Origin of the sequence: Curtobacterium sp. MCLR17_044, from assembly GCF_003234435.1 — a bacterium.
Taxonomy (GTDB): Bacteria; Actinomycetota; Actinomycetes; order Actinomycetales; family Microbacteriaceae; genus Curtobacterium; species Curtobacterium flaccumfaciens.
Genome location: NZ_QKTC01000012.1, coordinates 116,569 through 137,329, shown reverse-complemented (window position 1 = coordinate 137,329; position 20,761 = coordinate 116,569). Strand labels below are relative to the sequence as shown.

The 20,761-nt window shown below is 72.3% G+C and carries 22 protein-coding genes and 1 riboswitch; of the genes, 9 read left to right on the top strand and 13 right to left on the bottom strand.

The features are described from left to right. Positions 1-155: 155 nt before the first annotated feature. Both DEJ04_RS10585 and DEJ04_RS10580 read right to left on the bottom strand, forming a co-directional pair. Positions 156-1,331, bottom strand: coding sequence for a MalY/PatB family protein (locus DEJ04_RS10585; RefSeq protein ID WP_111047038.1), 1,176 nt, complete (start codon positions 1,329-1,331; stop codon positions 156-158). A gap of 44 nt (positions 1,332-1,375) precedes the next feature. Then, complete coding sequence (locus tag DEJ04_RS10580; RefSeq protein WP_111047037.1) at positions 1,376-1,948, bottom strand: TetR/AcrR family transcriptional regulator; 573 nt, start codon at positions 1,946-1,948, stop codon at positions 1,376-1,378. A gap of 77 nt (positions 1,949-2,025) precedes the next feature. Between DEJ04_RS10580 and DEJ04_RS10575 the strand changes: the two genes are divergently transcribed. From DEJ04_RS10575 to DEJ04_RS10555, 5 genes are all read left to right on the top strand, one after another. Further along, the gene (locus DEJ04_RS10575) at positions 2,026-2,916 is read left to right on the top strand and encodes an SDR family NAD(P)-dependent oxidoreductase (RefSeq protein WP_111047036.1); all 891 of its coding nucleotides are present in this window, start codon (positions 2,026-2,028) and stop codon (positions 2,914-2,916) included. A 100-nt stretch (positions 2,917-3,016) separates the two neighbouring features. Next, positions 3,017-5,464 carry a GH92 family glycosyl hydrolase gene (locus tag DEJ04_RS10570; protein WP_258371351.1) on the top strand — a complete coding sequence of 816 codons (2,448 nt, stop codon included), beginning with the start codon at positions 3,017-3,019 and terminating at the stop codon, positions 5,462-5,464. Positions 5,465-5,531: 67 nt separating this feature from the next. Next, positions 5,532-5,810: a hypothetical protein gene (locus tag DEJ04_RS10565; RefSeq protein WP_111029039.1), complete on the top strand. Its 279-nt coding sequence runs from the start codon at positions 5,532-5,534 to the stop codon at positions 5,808-5,810. Continuing rightward, the gene (locus tag DEJ04_RS10560) at positions 5,807-7,678 is read left to right on the top strand and encodes an alpha/beta hydrolase (RefSeq protein WP_111047034.1); all 1,872 of its coding nucleotides are present in this window, start codon (positions 5,807-5,809) and stop codon (positions 7,676-7,678) included. The genes DEJ04_RS10565 and DEJ04_RS10560 overlap by 4 nt, the downstream gene beginning before the upstream one ends. Next, entirely contained in the window at positions 7,662-8,225 is a 564-nt protein-coding gene (locus DEJ04_RS10555; RefSeq protein ID WP_258371350.1) for a hypothetical protein, read from the top strand. The genes DEJ04_RS10560 and DEJ04_RS10555 overlap by 17 nt, the downstream gene beginning before the upstream one ends. A 34-nt stretch (positions 8,226-8,259) precedes the next feature. On the opposite strand, the gene nagA is transcribed toward DEJ04_RS10555, so the two are convergent. From nagA to DEJ04_RS10520, 7 genes are all read right to left on the bottom strand, one after another. Next, a complete protein-coding gene (nagA, locus tag DEJ04_RS10550) occupies positions 8,260-9,426 on the bottom strand; it encodes an N-acetylglucosamine-6-phosphate deacetylase (protein ID WP_111047032.1) in 1,167 nt (388 codons plus the stop codon). Continuing rightward, on the bottom strand, positions 9,423-9,830 hold the full coding sequence (locus DEJ04_RS10545; RefSeq protein WP_111047031.1) for a YrdB family protein: 408 nt from the start codon (positions 9,828-9,830) through the stop codon (positions 9,423-9,425). The genes nagA and DEJ04_RS10545 overlap by 4 nt, the downstream gene beginning before the upstream one ends. A gap of 8 nt (positions 9,831-9,838) precedes the next feature. After that, on the bottom strand, positions 9,839-10,699 hold the full coding sequence (gene purU, locus DEJ04_RS10540) for a formyltetrahydrofolate deformylase (protein ID WP_110861849.1): 861 nt from the start codon (positions 10,697-10,699) through the stop codon (positions 9,839-9,841). 127 nt (positions 10,700-10,826) lie between these two features. After that, positions 10,827-11,039, bottom strand: coding sequence for a hypothetical protein (locus DEJ04_RS10535; protein WP_111029042.1), 213 nt, complete (start codon positions 11,037-11,039; stop codon positions 10,827-10,829). Between the two features lie 107 nt (positions 11,040-11,146). Beyond that, positions 11,147-12,553 carry an MFS transporter gene (locus tag DEJ04_RS10530; protein WP_111047030.1) on the bottom strand — a complete coding sequence of 469 codons (1,407 nt, stop codon included), beginning with the start codon at positions 12,551-12,553 and terminating at the stop codon, positions 11,147-11,149. Between the two features lie 115 nt (positions 12,554-12,668). Further along, complete coding sequence (locus tag DEJ04_RS10525) at positions 12,669-13,103, bottom strand: MarR family winged helix-turn-helix transcriptional regulator (protein WP_071404703.1); 435 nt, start codon at positions 13,101-13,103, stop codon at positions 12,669-12,671. Between the two features lie 55 nt (positions 13,104-13,158). Continuing rightward, positions 13,159-13,614 carry a MarR family winged helix-turn-helix transcriptional regulator gene (locus DEJ04_RS10520; protein ID WP_111032312.1) on the bottom strand — a complete coding sequence of 152 codons (456 nt, stop codon included), beginning with the start codon at positions 13,612-13,614 and terminating at the stop codon, positions 13,159-13,161. A gap of 75 nt (positions 13,615-13,689) precedes the next feature. On the opposite strand from DEJ04_RS10520, the gene DEJ04_RS10515 reads away from it, so the two are divergent. After that, on the top strand, positions 13,690-14,562 hold the full coding sequence (locus DEJ04_RS10515) for an NAD(P)H-binding protein (RefSeq protein WP_111047029.1): 873 nt from the start codon (positions 13,690-13,692) through the stop codon (positions 14,560-14,562). Between the two features lie 43 nt (positions 14,563-14,605). On the opposite strand, the gene DEJ04_RS10510 is transcribed toward DEJ04_RS10515, so the two are convergent. Next, the gene (locus DEJ04_RS10510) at positions 14,606-15,079 is read right to left on the bottom strand and encodes a DUF2017 family protein (RefSeq protein ID WP_111047028.1); all 474 of its coding nucleotides are present in this window, start codon (positions 15,077-15,079) and stop codon (positions 14,606-14,608) included. Beyond that, positions 15,076-15,381 (bottom strand): ATP-dependent Clp protease adapter ClpS, encoded by a 306-nt coding sequence (gene clpS / locus DEJ04_RS10505; protein ID WP_071404706.1) that lies wholly within the window; start codon positions 15,379-15,381, stop codon positions 15,076-15,078. The genes DEJ04_RS10510 and clpS overlap by 4 nt, the downstream gene beginning before the upstream one ends. 38 nt (positions 15,382-15,419) lie before the next feature. Beyond that, a riboswitch (ZMP/ZTP riboswitch) is annotated at positions 15,420-15,504 on the top strand. A 96-nt stretch (positions 15,505-15,600) separates the two neighbouring features. On the opposite strand from clpS, the gene glyA reads away from it, so the two are divergent. The 3 genes from glyA (at position 15,601) to DEJ04_RS10490 (ending at position 18,402) form a co-directional block, all read left to right on the top strand. Then, a complete protein-coding gene (glyA, locus tag DEJ04_RS10500) occupies positions 15,601-16,878 on the top strand; it encodes a serine hydroxymethyltransferase (RefSeq protein ID WP_111047049.1) in 1,278 nt (425 codons plus the stop codon). Continuing rightward, positions 16,875-17,810, top strand: a complete 936-nt coding sequence (locus DEJ04_RS10495; protein WP_111047027.1) for a tetrahydrofolate dehydrogenase/cyclohydrolase catalytic domain-containing protein — start codon at positions 16,875-16,877, stop codon at positions 17,808-17,810. The genes glyA and DEJ04_RS10495 overlap by 4 nt, the downstream gene beginning before the upstream one ends. A 142-nt stretch (positions 17,811-17,952) precedes the next feature. Next, positions 17,953-18,402, top strand: a complete 450-nt coding sequence (locus DEJ04_RS10490) for a hypothetical protein (RefSeq protein WP_111047026.1) — start codon at positions 17,953-17,955, stop codon at positions 18,400-18,402. Between the two features lie 112 nt (positions 18,403-18,514). Here the strand turns inward: DEJ04_RS10490 and galK are convergent, their stop codons facing one another. Beyond that, positions 18,515-19,654: a galactokinase gene (gene galK, locus DEJ04_RS10485; protein ID WP_111047025.1), complete on the bottom strand. Its 1,140-nt coding sequence runs from the start codon at positions 19,652-19,654 to the stop codon at positions 18,515-18,517. After that, positions 19,651-20,748: a galactose-1-phosphate uridylyltransferase gene (gene galT / locus DEJ04_RS10480; RefSeq protein WP_111047024.1), complete on the bottom strand. Its 1,098-nt coding sequence runs from the start codon at positions 20,746-20,748 to the stop codon at positions 19,651-19,653. Before galT ends, galK begins: the two co-directional genes overlap by 4 nt. Between the last annotated feature and the right edge of the window lie 13 nt (positions 20,749-20,761).

The window sequence follows — 20,761 nt, the reverse complement described above, 5'->3', positions numbered from 1 at the left end:
GCCGCCGGCGTCGTGCTGCGGTCAGACGCCGGCGTCTTGCTGCGACGCCGCCGGCGCGCTGACACGCCGCCGAATTCGGGGGTGTGTCGACAGTTGCACGGCGTCGAACGGGGACGCCGGCGTCTGCCGGCCAGGTCCACGTCCACGTCCGGTGGTCAGGCCCTGGCGGCTGCGGCGAGGCGGCTGAGCCCCTCGTCGAGGGTCTCCGCCGAGCACCCGAAGTTCAGCCGCGCGAAGCCCCGGCCCTGCCGTCCGAACGCCGGGCCGGAGCCGAGCGCCACCTTCGCCCGGTCGACGAGCTCCGCCGCGGGGTCGTCGCCCCACGGCAGCGCCCGCAGGTCGAGCCACGCCAGGTACGACGCCTGCGGCTGCCGGTACTCGGCGCCGGGCAGCACGTCGCCGATCCGCTCGGCCAGGGTGCGCCGGTTCGCGGCGAGCTCGGTGAGCAGCGACGCCAGCCACGGCCCGCCCTCGCTGAAGGCCGCGACGCTCGCCGTGTAGCCGAGGATGCCGGTGCGCTCGACGACCTCGGTCGGCAGCCCGTCGAACCAGGCGCGGGCCCGCTCCGAGGCGCCGATCATCATCGCGCACTTCGTGCCGGCGAGGTTCCAGGCCTTGCTCGCACTCGTCAGGGCGACGCCGAGCGACGCGGCCTCGGGGCAGGACTCCAGGAACGGCGTGAACACCGCGTCGGCGTGCACGAGCGGCGCGTGGATCTCGTCCGACACCACGACGGCGTCCCACTCGGCGGCCAGCTTCGCGAGTGCGACGAGCGACTCGCGGTCGTGCACCAGGCCGAGGGGGTTGTGCGGGTTGCAGAGCAGCACCGTGCGGGCTCCGTCGGCGAACGCCTGTGCGATGCCGTCCAGGTCCATCCGCCAGCCGGCCGTGGTGTCGAAGGGGTCGGCCGGGCCCGCGGGGGCGAGCAGCGGGACCTCGGTGACGGTGCCGCCGGCCTCGGACACGTACTCCCAGAACGGCGGGTACACGGGCGGCATGATGACGACCTGGTCGCCCGGCTCGATGACCCGGCGCAGCACCTCGACCGCCGCGACCGAAACGTCCGTGGTGGTGCGGACCAGGTCGGGGTCGAGCCGCCATGCCCACCGGCTCTCAGCGAAGTCGGCGAACGCCTCGGGCAGGGCCCGTCCGTGCCCGACGTACCCGGTGTCGCCGTTCGTCACCGCCGTGACCAGGGCGTCGCGGATCGGTTCGGCGAGCATGCTGTCCATCTCGGCGACGAACATGGGGAGCACGTCCGGCGGGTAGGCCGTGTACTTCTCGCTCGTGCGGGACCGGTACGCATCGAAGACGGACACCATGACGCTCATGCGCCCATCCTGACAGCGAGACACGCGGGGCGCGAGGGTGGTGGTCAGGCCGGGCGGAGGCCCGCCAGCAGCACCTCGACGTAGCGCTCGGGGTCGTGCACCCGGGAGCCACCGGCCACGGCGGCTGCCCGCATCCCGCACAGCAGTCGTCGCAGGTCGTCCGCGTCGACGTCGGCACGCACGAGCCCCTCGGCCCGTGCCCGTGCGAGCAGCGCATCGACGGACTCGACCAGGTCGCCCGCGAGCGCCGCGGTGTCGGCGCACGAGAACCCGCCGTTCGTCAGCAGGTCGCCGAGGGCCGCGTCGTCGACCATGCTCCGGAACGCAGCCGTCACGACCCCCCGGAGCGCGTCCGCCGCGTCGGGCAGCGCGACGGCGACACGGACGAGGTCGAGCATGTCCTCGAGCGCATCGATCGCGAGCGCCTCGAGCAGGTGCTGCTGCGACGGGAAGTGCCGGTAGGCGGTCCCGACACCCACACCGGCCTCGTGTGCAACGGCGTTGAGGAGCGGCTGCTCGCCCCGCTCGAGGAACGACCGGGCGACGTCGAGCAGCGCGGTCCGGTTGCGTTGCGCATCGGAGCGCAGCGCTTCGGGTCGGGCCATCGCGATCGTCATACGGACACTCTATCCGCTTGTGCTACCGTTCCGGATGGATCATCCGATTCCACACGACGAGTGAGCAGGAGACGACCATGGACACCTTCGAGTGGGAACCGTCCGCGATGCCCGACCAGCACGGCCGGACCGTGGTGGTCACCGGCGCGACCGGCGGACTCGGGCTGGTGGTCGCGACCCGACTCGCAGCCGCCGGAGCACGCGTCATCGCTGCGGTCCGCAACCCCGACAAGGCGGCTCGCGTCCTGCCCGTCGGCCTGGAGGCGCGGGTCGTCGACACCGCGTCGGTCGCCTCGGTCACGGCGTTCGCCCGGCAGCTTGCGGCGGACGGCATCGTCGTGGACGCCCTCGTCAACAACGCCGGCGCGACGCTGGGCGCGTTCGGGTTGACCGACGAGGGCATCGAACGCACCTGGGCCACCAACGTCGTCGGGCCGGCCGTGCTCGCCGACGCGATGCTCCCGGTGCTCGGCGGACCGTCGCCCCGGGTCGTCCTCGTCGGGTCGAACCTGTCGCAGCGCACCCGCCGCGTGCCCGCACCGGGCGGGGTCGACGATCCGAGCGACTACTCGCAGCTCGCCGTGTACACCGACTCGAAGACGGCGGCGACGGCGCTCGCGGTCGACCTCGGTGAGCGGCTCCGCGCGGCCGGCTCGGACGTCCGCTCGGTCATCGCACACCCCGGCATCGCGGCGACGGGGATGAACGACCAGGCCGAGACCCTCGCGCAGCGCCTCGGCGGCATGATCGCGCGCAGCATGGCCCGGACCGCGGAGGACGGCGCTCGCTCGACGCTCTGGTCGGCCACCGCGCCGGACGTCGCCGAGGGGGTGTTCGTCGGGCCGGCGCTGCGACGTGGTGACCGGCGGCTGCACGTCGTGCCCGTCCGCGGGACCGCCACCGACCCGGTGTTCCGGCAGCGGGTCCGCACCTTCGTCGACGAGGTCGCCGCGCGCACGGTTGTCTGACCGAACGGCGCCGGCCCGACGCCGAACCCGACGTGAACAGCGGGAGAGCGGTCGGTGACGCAGGCGGCGTCCCCCGTCCGAGGGGGCTAGCGTCACGGACGTGAACCGATCTCGCGTGCACCGTCGCCCGCTCGTCCGTCCGCTCCCGCTCGCCGCGGTGGCCACGATCGCCGCACTGCTGGGCACGGGGGTCGTCGCCGCGCCGGCCGTGGCCTCGCCGTCGACGCAGCCCGGACGGACCGTCAGCGATCCCGCGCGGTACGTCGACCCGTTCATCGGCACGAGCAACAACGGCAACACCTGGCCGGGTGCCACGGCGCCGTTCGGCATGCTGCAGTGGAGTCCCACGGGCACCGCGGGTGACCAGACGTCGACCCCGGTCGCGAACGGCTACTCGTACGACGTGAACCGGCTGCGCGGCTTCAGCCTGACGCACCTGAACGGTGCCGGGTGTGCTCCCGGGGCTGCCGGTGACGTGCCGATCATGCCGGTCACGACCCCGGTCACGACCTCGCCGTCGGCCGACTCGAAGGACGCCGTCTACTCCGCCGGGTACTCCCACGACCAGGAGTCCGCGAGCCCCGGCCGCTACGGCGTCACGCTCGACAACGGCGTCCGCACCGACCTGGCCGTGACCACCCGCGCCGGCGTCGGTGCGTTCACGTTCCCGGCCGGCAAGGACGCGAACCTGCTCTTCCGCACGTCGAACTCGATCAACGGCAGCGAGGCCGCGATCACCCGCGTCGACCCCCGCACCCGCACGGTCAGCGGCAGCGTCCTGACGGGCGGCTTCTGCAGCCGCCGCGCGAACGGCGGCGGCGCCACCAACCCGGACCGCCGCAGCTACTACCGCCTCTACTTCACCGCGACCTTCGACACGGCGTTCGCGAGCACCGGCACCTGGAAGGACGGCACGGTCCAGCCTGGAGGCACGTCCTCCTCCGGTGGGGAGGGCTACCTGACCGGCGCCGACCGCGCCGGACGCGGCTCCGGCGCGTGGGTCGGGTTCGATGCGCGTCGCGGAGCGACGGTGCAGGCGAAGATCGGCATCTCGTACGTGAGCGCGGCCGGGGCGGCCGCGAACCGTGACGGCGAGGTGACCAAGCGCTCGACCGTCGCCAGCGTGGCGGCCGGCACACGGGCCTCCTGGAACCGTGAACTGTTGCGCCTGCGCGTCGGTGGCGGCACGGCGGACCGGACCACCCAGCTGTACACGTCGGTCTACCACGCACTCATGCAGCCGAACACGCTGAACGACCGCGACGGGCGCTACCTCGGGCCCGACCTGCGGGTGCACCGGATGGACCGCGGACACCGGGCCGTGTACGGCACGTACTCCGGGTGGGACCAGTACCGGGCACAGATCCAGCTGCTCGCGCTGCTGCGGCCGGACGTCGCCGGGGACATGGCGCAGTCGATGCTGCGGTTCGCCGAGCAGAACGGCGGCGTGTGGGACCGGTGGCTGCACCTCGGAGCGCCGACGCACGTGATGACCGGCGACCCCTCGGCCGCGACGCTCGCAACCTGGTACGCCATGGGCGTCCGGAACTTCGACGTCCGGGCCGCCTACGCCTCGCTCAAGCGCCAGGCGACGGTCGAGAACGCGGACGCCGAGAGCGACATCGGGTGCCCGGGGCAGTGCCTGGCGCAGCGGCCCGCACTCGACGAGTACCTGGAGCGCCAGTACGCGGCGAACGACGACTGCTCCTGCTGGGGTGGTGCGGCCGAGACCCTCGAGGACTCGATCTCCGACAGCGCGCTCGGGTACTGGGCGGGTTCCCTCGGGCTGCGGTCGGACGCCCGGATGTTCGCGGAGCGTGGGACCTACTGGAAGAACACCTTCAACGCCGCCGTCGGCTACCAGGCTGCTCGTCAGGCCGACGGATCGTGGACGCCCGACTGGTCGCCGTCGACGGGGACCGGGTTCGCACAGGGCACCAGCGCGCAGTACACCTGGCTCGTGCCGCAGGACGTGCAGGGGCTGTCGAGCGCGCTCGGCGGTGACGACGCCGCGACCGCTCGGCTCGACGACTTCTTCCATGACAGCACCGGTGCGTTCGCGGTGACCGGTGGCGACGCCACGAAGTTCGACCCGACGAACGAGCCCGACATCCACACGCCGTGGATGTACAACGCCCTCGGCAAGCCCTGGAAGACGCAGGAGACCGTGCGGCAGGTCGTGGACGACGCCTACTCGACCGGCCCCGGCGGCCTGCCGGGCAACGACGACCTCGGCACGATGAGCGCCTGGTACGTCTTCGCCTCGATCGGCCTGTTCCCGCAGACGCCCGGGCGAGCGGAGATGCTCATCGGCAGCCCGACGTTCAGCACGGTCGACATCCGGCGGTCGAGCGGCGAGCGGATCGTCATCCGGTCCTCGGGGACCGAGCCGTACGTGCAGGGCGCCCGGTTGAACGGGTGGACGCACGAGCGGTCCTGGGTGCCGGCGTCGTTCGTCACCCGGGGCGGCACGCTGTCGCTCCGGGTCGGGGAAACGGCGGACACGTCGTGGGCGAGTGGCCAGCGGGGGCGCCCGGTCGACCGCTGAACACCGCTTGACACACCGTACTTCAGCGGTGATATGTTGACCTCCTCGGGGAGCACGAGGGGGCACCATGGGGGATCTGACGGTCGACCTGCCGACGATGCAGGCGGTCGCACGAGCGGCGGGGCAGGCGGTCACCGACCTCCGCTCTGAGCGCCCGTTGTCCGGCTCGGACGGCGGTGCGTTCGGCTCGGGGGCGGTCGAGTCCGCGTTCGTCGCGTCGGCCAGGGCGCACGACGCGATGATCCGGTCCCTCGGTGACGACGCGGACACGCTGCGCGAGTACGTGACCGCCGCCGCCGAAGCGGTCCTGCGTGCGGATGCCGACCTCGCCCGGCGGGTCCGGTGAGCGCGGACCCGGTCGCGGGCGACCCGGACGGCATCCAGCGGATCGCCCGTCGGCACGACGACCACTCGGACGCGGTCCGTGACGGCGCCCGGCACGTGCTCGTCGCCGCGGAGCACGCGGCGTCCGGCTGGGCGGGGCGGGCGCAACAGCGGTTCCTCGTGACGGCGGCGGCGATGCCGGCGAGTGCCCAGCGCGTCGCGGCGCGGCTGGACGCGGCGTCGGCCGCACTCGCCACCTACGCACGCCAGGTGCGGGAGATCCAGGACGACGCCGCGAGCCTGCAGACGACCCGGCGGAACACCGCGGACGACATCGCGGCCAACCAGCGGGCGATCCGCGATGCCACCGTGGTGGCGTCCGGACCGGATGCGGTCGAGTCGGACCGTGCGCTCCTGCAGCAGCTGGAGCGCAGCGGCGAGTGGTTGGCAGCGCTGGACGCTCGGCTGACGACGCAGTGGGACGAGCTCGTCGCCCGCCGAGCCGCAGCCGACCGAGCGGCGGCTTCCGCGCTCGAGGACCGGTCGGTGCTCGGCAAGCTGGTCTCCGCCACGGTCGTGTCCGCGATGAGCGACGGGCAATTCCTCACCTGGCTCGGCACCCTCGACCCGGAGACCGTCGCCGCGCTCGGTGACGACGCACGGGTCGCCGAGCGGCTCGCCGGACTCGACCCTGCGCAGGTGGCCGGGTGGTGGCAGGCGACGTCGGGCGTCGACGGTGTGCCGTCCGCGGTCCAGCGGGCGTTCGTCGCGGCGATGCCGGCGGTCATCGGCAACCTGAACGGTGTCGCCTCCTGGGCGCGGGCACGGGCGAACACGACGGTGTTGGCTGACCGGCTCGCACACGCGCGGAAGCAGGTCCGCCACTGGCGTGGGCGGCACGACGCCGCCCGGAACCCGGCCGAAGCGGCGACGGCACGGGAGCAGCTGCTCGTCTGGGAACGGCAGCGCGACGCCTACCGGAACATCCAGGACACCCTCGCCACGACACCGGTCTCGCTGGTGGCACTCGTCGACGACCGTCCCCCGCTCGCACAGATCGTCGCGGGTGACCTCGACCGTGCCACGCACGTCAGCGTCATCGTGCCGGGCATGAACACCGCGACGTACCAGGACGGCACGGTGCAGGACTACAGCGCGATCGCCCGCGGGATGCGTCGTGAGGAAGCTCGTGTGGCTGGCATCCGCCGCAGTGACATCGCCGTCGTGTCCTGGATCGGCTACCACCCGCCGATGGCCGACGACCCGTCCTTCCGGACCGTCCTGGCGGACGACCGAGCGCGAGCGGGCGCCGAGCGACTCGTCGCCGACCTCGACGGGTTCCACGCGGCACGAGCGGCCGCCGGGCGGGACGCCGACCTGACCGTCATGGGGCACTCCTACGGCACGACCGTGGCGACCATCGCCCTGACGAAGACCCACGCCGACCACGTGGTGCTGCTGGGCTCGGCCGGCGTGACGGACGCCGTACCGAACGCGTCCGCGCTGCACGTGCCCGAGGGGCAGGTCTTCGCCAGCCAGGGCGCGAAGGACGGCTGGGCCGTCACCGGGCAGAACCTGTCCGGTCGGCGTGACCCGACCGAGTCCACGTGGGACGCGCACGCGTTCAGCTCCGAGACCGAGGGTCGTGGGTCGGACACCCTGCACGGCGTCACCCGCCACGGGCCGTACGACGGCGATGACGACGACGGCCGGTACTCGTACTTCGACAACGGGACCACCGCCCAGCACAATGCTGCACGAGCGGCGATGGGACACGGGGACGAGATCCCGGAGCGGGGCGGGCCCTTCGACCGGATGCGGCAGCAGACCAAGGACGACTGGCTCATGTACGGCTGGCAGACCGGGGGCACCGGTGTCCCGACGCTCTGAACGGTCGTGGGCGGCACTCGCCGGAGCCCTGGTGGTCACCGCACTCCTGACCGGGTGCACCGGCCCCGCCCCGGACTCCCCCATGCAGAAGGACACGTCGATGAACGTCGAACAGTCGCACCAGGACGTCCTGGACATCTTCGCCGCCGTGCGCTCGGTCGTCGGGCAGGACGGTTGGGGTGACGAGGACCCCGGGTGGAACCTCTGCGGAAGTGATGGCGAGGACGCTGCGCAGTACACCTACGCGAGCACTCGGCGGCTCCCGCTTCCCGGTACAGCGGATCAGGTTGCCGAGGGGGTCACACGGGCCCTCGCGGCGATCGGGTACGAGGGTGCGCGTGTTCAGCACGACACGGAACTCACGCCGGAGCGGACGGTCATCAGCTACCCGAAGGGGTACCTCGGTGGGACAGCGGCAGACGGGTTCGCCATCTTCTTCCAGGCGTTCGATTCGTACGCGGACGTGTCCATCGACGGCCACTGCGTCCCCGGCCGGGCCCCACGGTTCGGTGAGCCGCTCAACCCCCGCCCGACCGACCTGCCGTGACGTGTCCGAGCGAGCCGTCTGCGCCGTGCGCGTTTCAGCGCAGCTCGCGCCCGCCGCCCCAGACGCGCTCGACCTCGAGCGACGGCGTCAGCGCCACCATGTCGGCGGCGAACCCCGGCGCCAGCCGACCCAGACGGTCGCCGAGCCCCAGCGCGCCGGCCGGCACGCTCGTCAGCGCCGCCACGGCCTCGGGCAGGGTCCGCCCGGCGAGCGAGACCGCGTTGCGGAGCGCCACGTCCTGCGTCAGCGTCGACCCCGCGATGGTCTCCGTCCCCGCCACGTGTGCGACGCCGTCGGTCACCGTGACGTCGAGCGAACCGAGCCGGTACGAGCCGTCCGCAGCGCCGGCGGCACCCATCGCATCGGTGATCAGCGCCACCCGACCCGGCGTCGCCCGGAAGAGCGTGTCCGCCACGACCGGGTGCACGTGCACGGCGTCCAGGATGAGTTCGAGCGTCACGCGGTCGTCCGACACGGCGGCGCCGATCGGCCCCGGTGCGCGGTGGTGCAGCCCGGGCATCGCGTTGCAGGCGTGGGTCAGGATCGTCGCGCCGGCGTCGAACGCGGCCCGCGCCTGGTCGTACGTGCCGACCGTGTGGCCGACGGCGACCGTGACGCCGGCGTCGACGAAGCGGCGGACGGCGTCGAGCGCTCCGAGCAGCTCGGGCGCGATCGTGACCTGGCGGATGACACCCTCGCCCGCTTCGAGCAGGGCGTCGACCGCGGCGGGGGTCGGCTCGATCAGGAACGACTCGTTGTGGGCGCCCTTGTTGTGCGGGGACAGGAACGGCCCCTCCAGGTGCACACCGAGCACGAGCGGGTCGGTCGCCATCACGGCGCGGACGTGGGCCAGCGACGCCGCGAGCGCGGGGACCGGGTTCGCGACGAGCGACAGGACGGAGCGGGTCGTGCCGTGCGAACGGTGCATCGCGAGCGAACGGTCGAACGAGTCGTCCTCGTACGCCTCGGTCGCCCCACCGTGTCCGTGCAGGTCCACGAATCCGGGCGTCAGGACCGCGTTGCCCAGGTCGACGACCCGGTCGGCCGCGGGGGCCTCAGGACCGGAGCCGGTCGCGTGGATCGTGTCGCCGACGACCAGGACCCAGCCGTCGGCCGTGGTGCCGGCCGCGTCGACGACGCGGGCTGCGCGGACCAGCGTGCGCTGGGCCTCCTGGCCGGTCTGGAGGCCCGTGGTGCTCATGCGGTCTCCTTGCGGAACGCGATCACGCCGCTCAGGGCGGCGATCACGATGAAGACGATGCCGACGACCGGGTGGCCGATCGAGATCCAGGTCGCGCCTGCGGCGACGACCAGGGCGACCTCGACGATGGTCTTGCCGACGATGTCGGTCTCGATCGGGGAGCGCGGCGACCGGAAGAAGTACCAGACGACCGCCGCAAACAGGGGAGCCCCGACCATGAACAGGTAGCCGGGGAGCGGGAGCTGCCACGACCAGTAGCCCCAGAAGGCCAGGGACAGCAGACCGAACACCATCACGGCGATCCGCAGGATCATCCAGGCCTCGAACCGCCGACGCGGCTGCCGGACGGCTGCCGGGTCGGGGACCGATTCCCAGTCGACGGGGGACTGCGGGGGGTTGGTCATGGTGCTGCCTACTTGAAGATGATGGTGCGGGCGCCGTCGAGCAGGACGCGGTCCTCCGCGATCCAGCGCACCGCCTGGGTGAGCGTGCGGGACTCCTCGTCCTGCCCGATGGACACCAGCTCGGCCGGTTCCTTGGTGTGGTCGACGCGGACGACGTTCTGCTCGATGATCGGGCCCTCGTCGAGGTCGCTCGTCACGAAGTGCGCGGTCGCACCGATGAGCTTCACCCCGCGGGCATGCGCCTGCCGGTACGGGTTCGCGCCCTTGAAGCCGGGCAGGAACGAGTGGTGGATGTTCACGGCACGGCCCTCGAGTGCCGCGCAGAGTTCGGGCGACAGGATCTGCATGTAGCGGGCGAGGACGACGAGCTCGATGTCGTGCTCCTCCACCGCCTGCAGCACACGCCGCTCCATCTGCTCCTTCGACTCGGCGTCGGTGACCGGGCGGTGCTCGAACGGCACGGAGTAGAACGCGGCGAGCTCGGACAGGTCCGCGTGGTTCGACAGCACGAGGGGGACCTCGATCGGCAGCTGTCCGCCGCGCTGCCGGTAGAGCAGGTCGTTCAGGCAGTGGCCCGCCTTCGACACGAGCACGAGGGTGCGCAGCGGACGACCGACGACGTCGAGCTGGACGCGGGCGTCGTAGCGGGCGGCGACGGGGGCGAGTGCTGCCTCGAAGGCGGCGCGGTCCACCGGCGCCATCACCTGCAGGCGCATGAAGAACGTGTTCGTGTCGGCGCTGGAGAACTGCTGCGACTCGGTGATGTTGCCCTGGGCGGCGACGATCGCTCCGGAGACGGCGTGCACGATCCCGGGCTGGTCGTCGCAGACGAGCGTCAGGGTCCAGTGAGTGGGGGTCGGGTCGGTCACCGGATCAGGGTACCGGCCGCGGGGGACGCGCTTCGTGAGCAGGAATGGTCGAGTGCGCCGCGGCGACTCGACCATTTGTGCTCACGAACCGTCAGTGGCGGGCGCGGCAGCGGTGGCGCGCCCGGCGTCAGCGCCGGCGCGCGAGCAGACGACGGACGAAGTAGACCTCCATGCACAGGGCCAGGACCGTCGCCGCGATGCCGATGCCGACGTACGCGGAGCCCCGGTCGGCGTTGACGATCGCCGCGATCGGGATGCCGATGCAGAGGATGCCGCAGATCACCACGTTCCAGATCGCGCCTGCCTTGGTGTCGCTGCTGAACCCGCCGCCGTTCGCCATGCCCGCGACGCTACCGGTCCGCGGGTGGCGAGGTGCTCCAGGACGTCCGGAGGCCGCCGAGTGAGCAGAAGACGTCGGGTGCGGGGGTGCGACCCGTCATCTTCTGCTCACTCGGCGTCGGGCGCGGGTGCGGGTGCGGGTGCGGGCGCGGGCGTGGATGCCGGCGCGGGCGCAGCGGCGGTGGCGCGCCCGGCGTCGGCGTCCCGCAGGCGACGGTCGGCCAGGGTCAGCACCGTCAAGAGCACCGCGACGCCGAGGATCACCCACGCCAGCACGTGCAGGTCCGGCGTCGTCGGGGCCTGGCCGAACACGCCACCGATGAGCGAGGACGCCGCGATCGCCCCGATGTACACCGCGGTGCGCGACAGCCCGGCCGCGGTGCCGATGTACTCCGCGGGGACGAGCCGGTACAGCGCCGCCTGGTTCGACACCGACGCCAGGGCCTGCGGCACCCCGAACAGCGCCGGGGTCAGGGCGAGCAGGACGACGGGCGACCCGGTGTGCAGGAAGAGCAGGAGCACACCGCCCAGGATCGGCACCAGTGCGGCGACGACGAGCGGCCCGCGGATCGCGGTCTTCCGTGCGACCACGAACGAGGCCACCCCGGCGACGATCGCGGCCGGCAGCTGGATGTACCCGGCGACGTCGCTCGGGTAGCCCGCGACGTCCTGCACCCACTGCGAGAACCCGTAGGTCATCGTGTAGGCGAGCAGGTAGGTCAGGAACAGGCGGCCGTACGTGCGGGACAACGCGCCGTTCCGGGCGAGCAGCCGTACGTCGACGAACGGTCGCACGGCCCGCAGCTCCCACGCCACCAGGGCGACGAGCAGCACGACGGCCACCGCGAGCAGCCACCACAGCCCGGCGGACAGGTCGAGCAGGAAGACGAGCAGCGCCGAGACGGTCCCGGTCATCAGCACCATGCCGAGCGGGTCGAGCGCCTGCAGCACCGGCAGCTCGGCGTCGTCTCGTGGACGCAGCCGGTCGGACGGCAGCCAGAGCGTCGCCACGACGATGCCGAACACCGCGAGCGGCACGTTCACCAGGAAGATCGCGTGCCAGCCGAACGCGGCGATGAGCGCCCCGCCGAGCGGTGGGCCGGCGGCGGCGGACACGAGCGACGTGATCGACAGCGCCCCGAGCACGAGCGGCGGCGTGGGCTTCCCGATCCGGACGGAGTGCTGTCGGAGGGTGGTGAGCGCCGCCGGGTACGCCGACGACGTCCCGATGCCGATGAGCACCCGGGCGAACACGGCCCCGCCGAACCCGGTCAGGACCTCGGGCACCACCCCGGCGATCCCGACGATGACGAGCCCGGTCAGGAACACCTTCTTCGGGCCGAACCGGTCGGCGAGCTTGCCCATCGTGGGCTGCGCGATCGCACTCGCCAGGTACAGGGCCGCGACGAGCCAGATCGCCTGCGCCGCACCGATGCCCAGGTCGCGGGAGATCGGGGTGAGGGCGACGGACACCATCGTGGTGTTGATCGGGTTGAGCAGGGGCCCGACGAGCACCGGGATGAGGAGCTTCGGGCCGAAGCCGTTGCCCGTGGTCGTGTCGGGGGTCGTGGTGGTGGTGGTGGACGTGAGAGCGCTTCTTCCGGTTGCTGGACTGGGCGAGGGGTGCGGGTCAGGGATCGACGATCGGCCCGAGCAGGTCCATCGCCCGCGCGACGACGCGGCGGTCCGCCTCGGGCAGGGTCGCGAGCCGCTCAGCGAGCTCGTGGTTCCGCGCGGCCCAGGCGGTCTGGCGGGCGTCCCGACCGGCCGCCGTCGCGCTGACGATCGCCCGTCGGCCGTCCGTCGGGTCGGCCTGCCGCTCGGCCAGGCCGAGGTCGACCAGGGCCTGGACGGTCGCGCCCATCGACTGCGGTCGGACACCCTCGGCTCGCGCCAGGTCGGCGATGGTGGCCGGCCCGTGCCGCAGCAGGCGTCCGAGGGCGGCGGTCTGCGACGCCGTGACGTCGTCCGACTTCGAGGCCAGCAACGACCGCCGCAGTCGCCCGTGCATCGTCAGCACGGCGTCGGCCAGGTCGGTCGGGTCGGTCTCCGGTGCGTCGGTCACGCCCGGAGGCTAGTCCGTCACCAGCCCGCCTTGCAAGTTTGCCTTCTGATATCGCTCAGGGAACGGCGGACCCGTCGTCGCCCGCGTCCGGCTCGAGCAGCGGGAGCAGGGTCGCCGAGATCGGTTCCGCACCGTCGCCGAACCACGCGTTGCTCGCCCGGACGATCGGGTGGGCGCGTGCCAGCAGCGCCTCGCCCTGGTCGGTCAGCCGCATCCGGGAGGCCCGTCCCCGGCCCGGTGCGGCGCCCCGCTCCACGAGTCCCCGCGTCGAGAGCCCTCCGACGAGCGTCGTCATGCTCTGCGGTCGGACGCCGACCGCTCGCGCCAGGTCGGCCTGGCTGAGCTCGCCCGCCGCCGCGAGCTGGATGAGCGCCCCGAACTCCACGGGTGTCAACCCGAGCGGCGCCAGCTCGGCCGCGAGCCGACGGGAGAGCGTCCGTGCGGCCCGGATCACCGTCCACGCCACGATGCCGTCGACGTCGTCGCGCGGGGCTGGGAGTTCCTGGGGCACGGGGCGATCGTACCGGCGTACGTTCTGGTATCAGGAAACTGATACCAGAATGGGTCAGCGGGACGAGGAGCAGACATGGGCGAGATCGTGGCGGTCACCGGCGTGACCGGGGACGTCGGGGGCAAGACTGCGGAGCTGCTGCGGGCGGCCGGGGTGACGGTGCGTGCCGTGGTCCGACGGCCCGAACAGGTCGACGCGCTCCGGGCGCGGGGCATCGACGGACGTCTGGCCGACCTGGACGACGAGGACGCGCTCACCGCGGCGCTCGAGGGGGTCGACCGGTTCTTCCTCGTGACGCCGGTCAGCCAGCGGCAGCGCGAGCAGGGCACCACCGGGGTCCGTGCGGCGCAGCGTGCAGGGATCGGCCGGATCGTGCAGCTGTCGGGCGGGGACGCCGCTGAGCACTCCCCGATGTCGTGGGCGAGCGCCGCCTGGCACATCGACCGGCTGGTGCGCGAGAGCGGGCTGGCGTGGACGATCCTGCACCCCTCGTCGTTCATGACGAACGTGCAGCCCTCGGCCCCGGCGATCCGACGGGGGTGGTTCCCGCACACCACGGGCCGCGGGGTGATCGGCTGGATCGACACCGAGGACATCGCCCGGACCGCCGCCCGGGTGCTGACGGAGGACGGCCACGACGGCACCGAACCGGTGCTCACCGGCCCGGACCTGCTCGATGCGCGGGGTGTCGCCGCCGCGCTCGCCACCGGGCTCGGCCGACCCGTGCGCGCCTTGCACCTGCCGAGCCGGGTCTACGCCGGCGTGCTGCGCGTGAGCGGCGTGCCCGCGTGGCAGGCCGAGGGGCTCCGGCAGCAGTTCGGCCGGGTCGTCCGCCGCGGTCTCGACGGCGTCGACGTGATGAGCGACGACGTCCGGCGCATCACCGGCACCGCACCCCGGAGCCTGACCGACTGGGCGCGAGCCCACCGCGACGACCTGCTGGGGTGACCCGCCGCACCGGAGGTGATCCGGGCCTCCAGGCCGTGGGCCGTCAGCGCGACGTGAGCGCGACGACCAAGTGTTCCTGCACGTAGCCGAGCCAGTCGTAGACGTCGCGCAGGCCGACGCCCGCGTCGGCCTCGACGGAGCGCTCCTCGTCGTCGGCGTCCACGATGCCCAGCCGGTCAGCGATCGTCAGCCGCAGGTCGGTGAGGGTGCGGAGCCACGCCTGCTCGTCCTCGGCGTCGAGCGAACCGTCGCGGGTGCCCGTCAGCCAGTCGTGCACGATCGAGGCGTTCGTCGTCTTCTGCGTGAGCAGGTCGGACTGCGTGTACTTCCGGAACTCCGCGCTCGCTGCGTCGTCATCCGGGTAGGCATCCGGGAACATCCGCTCGCTGAGCGGGTCGGTGGACAGGTCGCCGCCGAGCACCTGCTGCAGCTGCTCGGTGAGCGAGGCGAGCAGGTCGCGCTCGCCGGAGGACAGGCCGAGGTGGACGCCGTCGGCGCGGCGGACGAACGGGATCACGCTTCGGGAGCCTTGTCGACGGTCGCCTGCAGCCCGTAGCCGTGCATGGACTGCACGTGGGCCTCCATCGACTCACGCGGGCCGGTCGCCACGATCGCCCGGCCGTCGTCGTTGACCTGGTGCATGAGCCGCTCGGCCTGCTCGCGTGAGAACCCGAAGTGCCGCTGGAAGACGTAGGTGACGTACGACATCAGGTTCACCGGGTCGTCCCACACCACCGTGACCCACGGGGTGTCCGCCCGCGCACTGGTCCGTTCGTCCGTGGTGGTCCGTTCGTCCACGTCGGGCGAGAGCAGCGTCATGCATCCAGGGTGACACAGGGTGCGGTGGCTCGGTACGATCGTCAGGTCGCGACTGGCGTTGGATGGGTCACCATCGGGGAGCGACAAAGACACGGTGCGCGGCCGTACGCCTGGGCTGCACCGACCGACCGTCCGAGTGCGACCAGCTGGTCGTCCGCACACCGTAGGAGTCCCGTGTCCATTGCCGATCTGCCCCCGTTCGTCTCCGACTCGGCTGAGGTGGCCGAGCAGGCCGCCGCCCGCGCCGCCTTCAACGCCCCGCTCGCCGAGGTCGATCCCGAGATCGCCGCCGTCCTGCAGCAGGAGCTCGGCCGCCAGCGCCACACCCTCGAGATGATCGCGTCCGAGAACTTCGTGCCGCGCGCCGTGCTCGAGTCGCAGGGCTCCGTGCTCACCAACAAGTACGCCGAGGGCTACCCGGGCAAGCGCTACTACGGCGGCTGCGAGTACGTCGACGTCGCCGAGCAGCTCGCCATCGACCGTGCCAAGGCGCTCTTCGGTGCCGAGTACGCGAACGTGCAGCCGCACTCCGGTGCCACGGCCAACGCGGCCGTCCTGCACGCCATCGCCTCGGCCGGCGACACCATCCTCGGCCTCGAGCTCGCGCACGGTGGTCACCTGACCCACGGCATGAAGCTCAACTTCTCGGGCCGCATCTACAACGCCGTGGCGTACGGCGTCGACCCCGAGACGTTCGAGGTCGACTACGACGACATCCGCGCCAAGGCCATCGAGCACCAGCCGAAGGTCCTGATCGCCGGGTGGTCCGCCTACCCGCGCCAGCTCGACTTCGCGAAGTTCCGCGAGATCGCGGACGAGGTCGGCGCGAAGCTCTGGGTCGACATGGCGCACTTCGCCGGCCTCGTCGCCGCCGGGCTGCACCCGTCCCCGGTGCCGCACGCCCACGTCGTCTCGTCGACGGTCCACAAGACCCTCGGTGGCCCCCGCTCGGGCATCATCCTGTCGAACGACGAGACCCTGTTCAAGAAGCTGAACTCCGCGGTCTTCCCGGGCCAGCAGGGCGGCCCGCTCATGCACGTGATCGCCGCGAAGGCCACCGCGTTCCTGCTCGCCGGCACCCCGGAGTTCAAGGACCGTCAGGAGCGCACCATCCGCGGCGCCCAGGCCCTCGCCGCCCGTCTGACCGCCGACGACGCCAAGGCCGCGGGCATCGACGTGCTCACCGGCGGCACCGACGTGCACCTGGTGCTCGTCGACCTGCGCGCGTCCGAGGTCGACGGCAAGCAGGCCGAAGACCTGCTGCACGAGGTCGGCATCACCGTGAACCGCAACTCCGTGCCGTTCGACCCGCGCCCGCCGATGGTCACCTCGGGTGTCCGCATCGGCACCTCGGCGCTGGCGACCCGCGGCTTCGGCGACGCCGAGTTCACCGAGGTGGCCGACATCATCGCGCTGACCCTCATGCCGAACCCGGACGTCGCAGCGCTCTCGGCGCGGGTGAAGGTCCTGACCGACGCGTTCCCGCTCTACGCGTGAGCGGTTCGGTCAGCGCGGCGCTCCCGCGCGAGCTCTGGGCCGGTGAAGGGAGTGCCGTCCGCATCGACGGCACGGCCCTCGCCGCCCGGACGCTCGACGAACTCCGGGGCCGGATCGACCGCCTGCACGAGCACGGCATCCGTCCGGGTCTCGGCACGATCATGGTCGGCTCGAACCCCGGCTCGATGTCCTACGTCGCGGGCAAGCACCGCGACTCGGCGTCGATCGGGCTCGACTCGCACCGCATCGACCTGCCCGAGACGGTGTCCGCTGCCGACATCCGGGCCGCGATCCTGCAGATGAACGACGACCCCCGGGTCACCGCGTTCATCGTGCAGCTCCCGCTGCCGCAGGGCATCGACCCGACGCCGATGCTCGAGCTGATGGACCCGTCGAAGGACGCCGACGGCCTGCACCCGACGAACCTCGGCGAGCTCGTGCTCGCCGTGCCCGGTGGTGCCGGCACGATCGACGCACCGCTGCCGTGCACCCCGCGGGGCATCGTCGCGATGCTCGACGCGTACGAGATCCCGATCCGTGGCGCGCACGTCACGATCATCGGCCAGGGGCTGACCGTCGGACGGCCGCTCGGCCTGCTGCTCACGCGGCTCGAGGCGACCGCGACCCTGACGCACTCGCTGACCGCCGACGTCGCCGCGGAGTGCCGTCGCGCCGACATCATCGTCGCCGCGGCCGGGGTCGCCGGGCTCGTCAAGCCGGACTGGGTCCAGCCCGGAGCCGCCGTCATCGACGTGGGGATCACCCGCGTGGTCAACGAGGAGACCGGCAAGGCGAAGCTGCACGGCGACGTCGACCCCGCGGTCGCGTCGGTCGCGGGCTTCCTGTCGCCCACCCCCGGTGGCGTCGGGCCGATGACCCGCGCGATGCTCATGAAGAACGTCGTCGAGGCCGCCGAGCGCCAGCTGAAGTAGCGCGCGGTCGCGCGCGGCGTGCGCTCGCGTGACGCTCGCGTGCTGGTCGCGTCGCGATGGTGTGCAGCAATGGTCGGGTGGCGTCATCGCACCCGACCATTGCTGCTCACGAAGTGCACTCCGCCGGTGCTACGGTCGCGGCATGGGGGACGAACGACTGCAGACGACGCCGGTGATGCGAGCCCGGCCCGAGCCGTCGCAACTGACCAAGGACGCCCGGTGGCTGATCGTCATCGTGGCGATCTGCGTGCTGTTCCAGGCTCCCGGGTCGACCTGGGCGACGACCTTCGTGCACGCCGGCCAGGAGTACACGTTCACGTCGGGCCCCTGGTCCGGATGGACGCTCGCGACGGTGGGGTTCGCGGTCGCCGGGTTCGTCGTCGCGATCGCCCGCCGAGGTGCAGCCCGGTTCGACGAGCACACCGTGATGGGCCTGACCCTGGCCGCCGTGCTCGGGACCACCGCCCTGGTGTGGTTGCTCATGCCGGCGCAGACCGCGTGGGTGGAGTGGGCCGTGGAGCACGGTCGGACGCACCCGTTCGTGCTCGGGAACGTGGTGGAACACGTCCGGTACGCGGACTACCTCGGCTGAGTCGGCGGGCGCGCGGCGGGACGCTGCTGTTCTTTCGCGCTGAGCGACAGTCCACGGGCTGATCGCCGCGTGAACTGTCGTTGAGCGCGAAACGTCGAGCGGCGGAGCGCCGTCAGTCGCGCCGGGCGCCCTGCGCGGCGTGCACCGTGAACACGTTCGGCTCGCGGAACCCGGCGTCGGCGAAGGCGGCGGTGACGGCGGCGGTGATCGCCCCGCGTGACTCCTGGTCGACCAGCGCGATCGCCGCACCGCCGAACCCACCACCGGTCATGCGCGCACCGACGGCACCGTGCTCGACGGCGGTCGCGACGGCCAGGTCGAGCTCCGGCACGGAGATCTCGAAGTCGTCGCGCATCGACTCGTGCGACGCGACGAGCAGGGAACCGATCGCCCGGGGACCCTGTTCGCGCAGCGTGCGGACGGTGTCGAGGACGCGCTGGTCCTCGGTCACGATGTGCCGGACCCGGCGGAAGGTCTCGTCGTCCAGGAGCTCCTGCGCACGAGGGAGATCCTCGACGCTGACGTCACGCAGTGCCTCGACACCGAGCACCCGCGCACCCTTCTCGCACGAGGCCCGACGAGCCGCGTAGCCACCGGTTGCGTGGGCGTGCTCGACGCGTGTGTCGATCACCAGGACCTCGAGCCCGTTCGCCTCGAGCGCCAGGTCGACGACGGCGGTGTCGAGCGTGCGGCAGTCGAGGAACACGACGGCGTCCTGCTCGCCGAGCAGCGAGGCGGACTGGTCCATGATCCCGGTGGGGGCACCGACGGCGTGGTTCTCCGAGTACTGCCCGACGCGCGCCAGGGTCTTCCGGTCGAGGCCGAGTTCCCACAGGTCGTTGAAGGCCAGCGCGACACCGCACTCGATCGCCGCACTGGACGACAGGCCCGCACCGACCGGCACGTCGGACTCGATGAAGACGTCGAACCCGGTCTTGTCGCCCAGATCGGCTCCGGCCTGCTCGCGCAGGGCCCAGGCGATGCCGAAGACGTACGCCGACCAGCCGCCCATCGCCTCGGGCGACAGGTCGTCGAGGGACAGCGCCACCGGCTCACTCGTGGCGTCGAAGGCGGAGGCGACGCGGATCGTCCGGTCGTCGCGCTGCGCGATGGAGGCGGTGGTGCGACGGTCGATCGCGAAGGGCAGCACGTAGCCGTCGTTGTAGTCGGTGTGCTCACCGATCAGGTTGACGCGACCCGGGGCGGAGTACCGCACCGTCGGCTCGTACCCGTAGACCTGCTGGAACGTCATGCGCGCTCGACTCCCTGTCGGATGAACTCGGCCGCCTTCTCGGGCACGAGGTCCCCGATCCAGGCGCCCATGGCGGCTTCGCTGCCGGCCAGGAACTTCAACTTGTCCGCCGCTCGTCGCGGCGAGGTGATCTGCAGCATCAGCCGCACGGTGTCGCGGGCGGTGTGCACCGGTGCCTGGTGCCACGCGGCGATGTACGGCGTCGGGTCGCCGTAGAGCGCGTCGAGCCCACGCGTGAGCCGGAGGTGCATGTGGGCCAGCTCGTCCTTCTCGGCGTCGGTCAGGCCCGCGAAGTCGGGGACGTGGCGGTGCGGCAGCATGTGGATCTCGATGGGCCAGCGCGCGGCGAACGGGACGAAGGCGGTGAAGTGCTCGCCAGCGAGGACGACCCGCTCGGAACCCCGCTCGTTCGCGAGGTGCTGCTCGAACAGGTCCGGCCCGAATCGCTCGATGCTCGCGAGCAGGCGCTGGGTGCGCGGCGTGATGTACGGGTACGAGTAGATCTGCCCGTGCGGGTGGTGCAGCGTGACACCGATCGCCTCGCCCCGGTTCTCGAAGGGGAACACCTGCTGGATGCCCGGCATCGCGGAGAGTGCGGCGGTGCGGTCGGCCCAGGCTTCGACGACGGTGCGGGCACGCGACTCGGAGATGGAGGCGAAGGACCCGGAGGTCTCGGGCGAGAAGCACACGACCTCGCACCGGCCGACCGAGCGGAGCTGGCGGTTCAGGCCGACGTCGCTCAGGGACTCGAGCGACTCGGGGGCGTCGTCGGCTTCGAGCAGCGGTCCGAACGACGGCGAGCGGTTCTCGAACACGGCGACGTCGTAGCGGCTCGGGACCTCGGACGGGTTGGCCGGGCTCTGGGGCGAGAGCGGGTCCTGGTCGGCCGGCGGCAGGAACACCCGGTTCTGCCGGGACGCCGCGATCGAAACCCACTCGCCCGTCAGGACGTCCTGCCGCATCCGCGCCGTCTCGGGCCGCGGGTCGAGCACGCGCTCGTCGATGCTGCGTTCTGCGGGCAGCGTCGAGTCGGCGTCGTCGAAGTAGAAGAGGTCGCGGCCGTCCGCGAGCTTCGTCACGCGCTTGGTGATCACCGGAACAGCCTAG

Coding starts and splice junctions, on each gene's coding strand:
- galK (WP_111047025.1), bottom strand. CDS start 19,654: ATGACGTTCCAGCAGGTCTACGGGTACGAGCCGACGGTGCGGTACTCC.
- DEJ04_RS10515 (WP_111047029.1), top strand. CDS start 13,690: ATGGGCGAGATCGTGGCGGTCACCGGCGTGACCGGGGACGTCGGGGGC.
- DEJ04_RS10535 (WP_111029042.1), bottom strand. CDS start 11,039: ATGGCGAACGGCGGCGGGTTCAGCAGCGACACCAAGGCAGGCGCGATC.
- DEJ04_RS10580 (WP_111047037.1), bottom strand. CDS start 1,948: ATGACGATCGCGATGGCCCGACCCGAAGCGCTGCGCTCCGATGCGCAA.
- nagA (WP_111047032.1), bottom strand. CDS start 9,426: ATGAGCACCACGGGCCTCCAGACCGGCCAGGAGGCCCAGCGCACGCTG.
- DEJ04_RS10490 (WP_111047026.1), top strand. CDS start 17,953: ATGGGGGACGAACGACTGCAGACGACGCCGGTGATGCGAGCCCGGCCC.
- DEJ04_RS10545 (WP_111047031.1), bottom strand. CDS start 9,830: ATGACCAACCCCCCGCAGTCCCCCGTCGACTGGGAATCGGTCCCCGAC.
- DEJ04_RS10585 (WP_111047038.1), bottom strand. CDS start 1,331: ATGAGCGTCATGGTGTCCGTCTTCGATGCGTACCGGTCCCGCACGAGC.
- DEJ04_RS10565 (WP_111029039.1), top strand. CDS start 5,532: ATGGGGGATCTGACGGTCGACCTGCCGACGATGCAGGCGGTCGCACGA.
- clpS (WP_071404706.1), bottom strand. CDS start 15,381: ATGACGCTGCTCTCGCCCGACGTGGACGAACGGACCACCACGGACGAA.
- DEJ04_RS10575 (WP_111047036.1), top strand. CDS start 2,026: ATGGACACCTTCGAGTGGGAACCGTCCGCGATGCCCGACCAGCACGGC.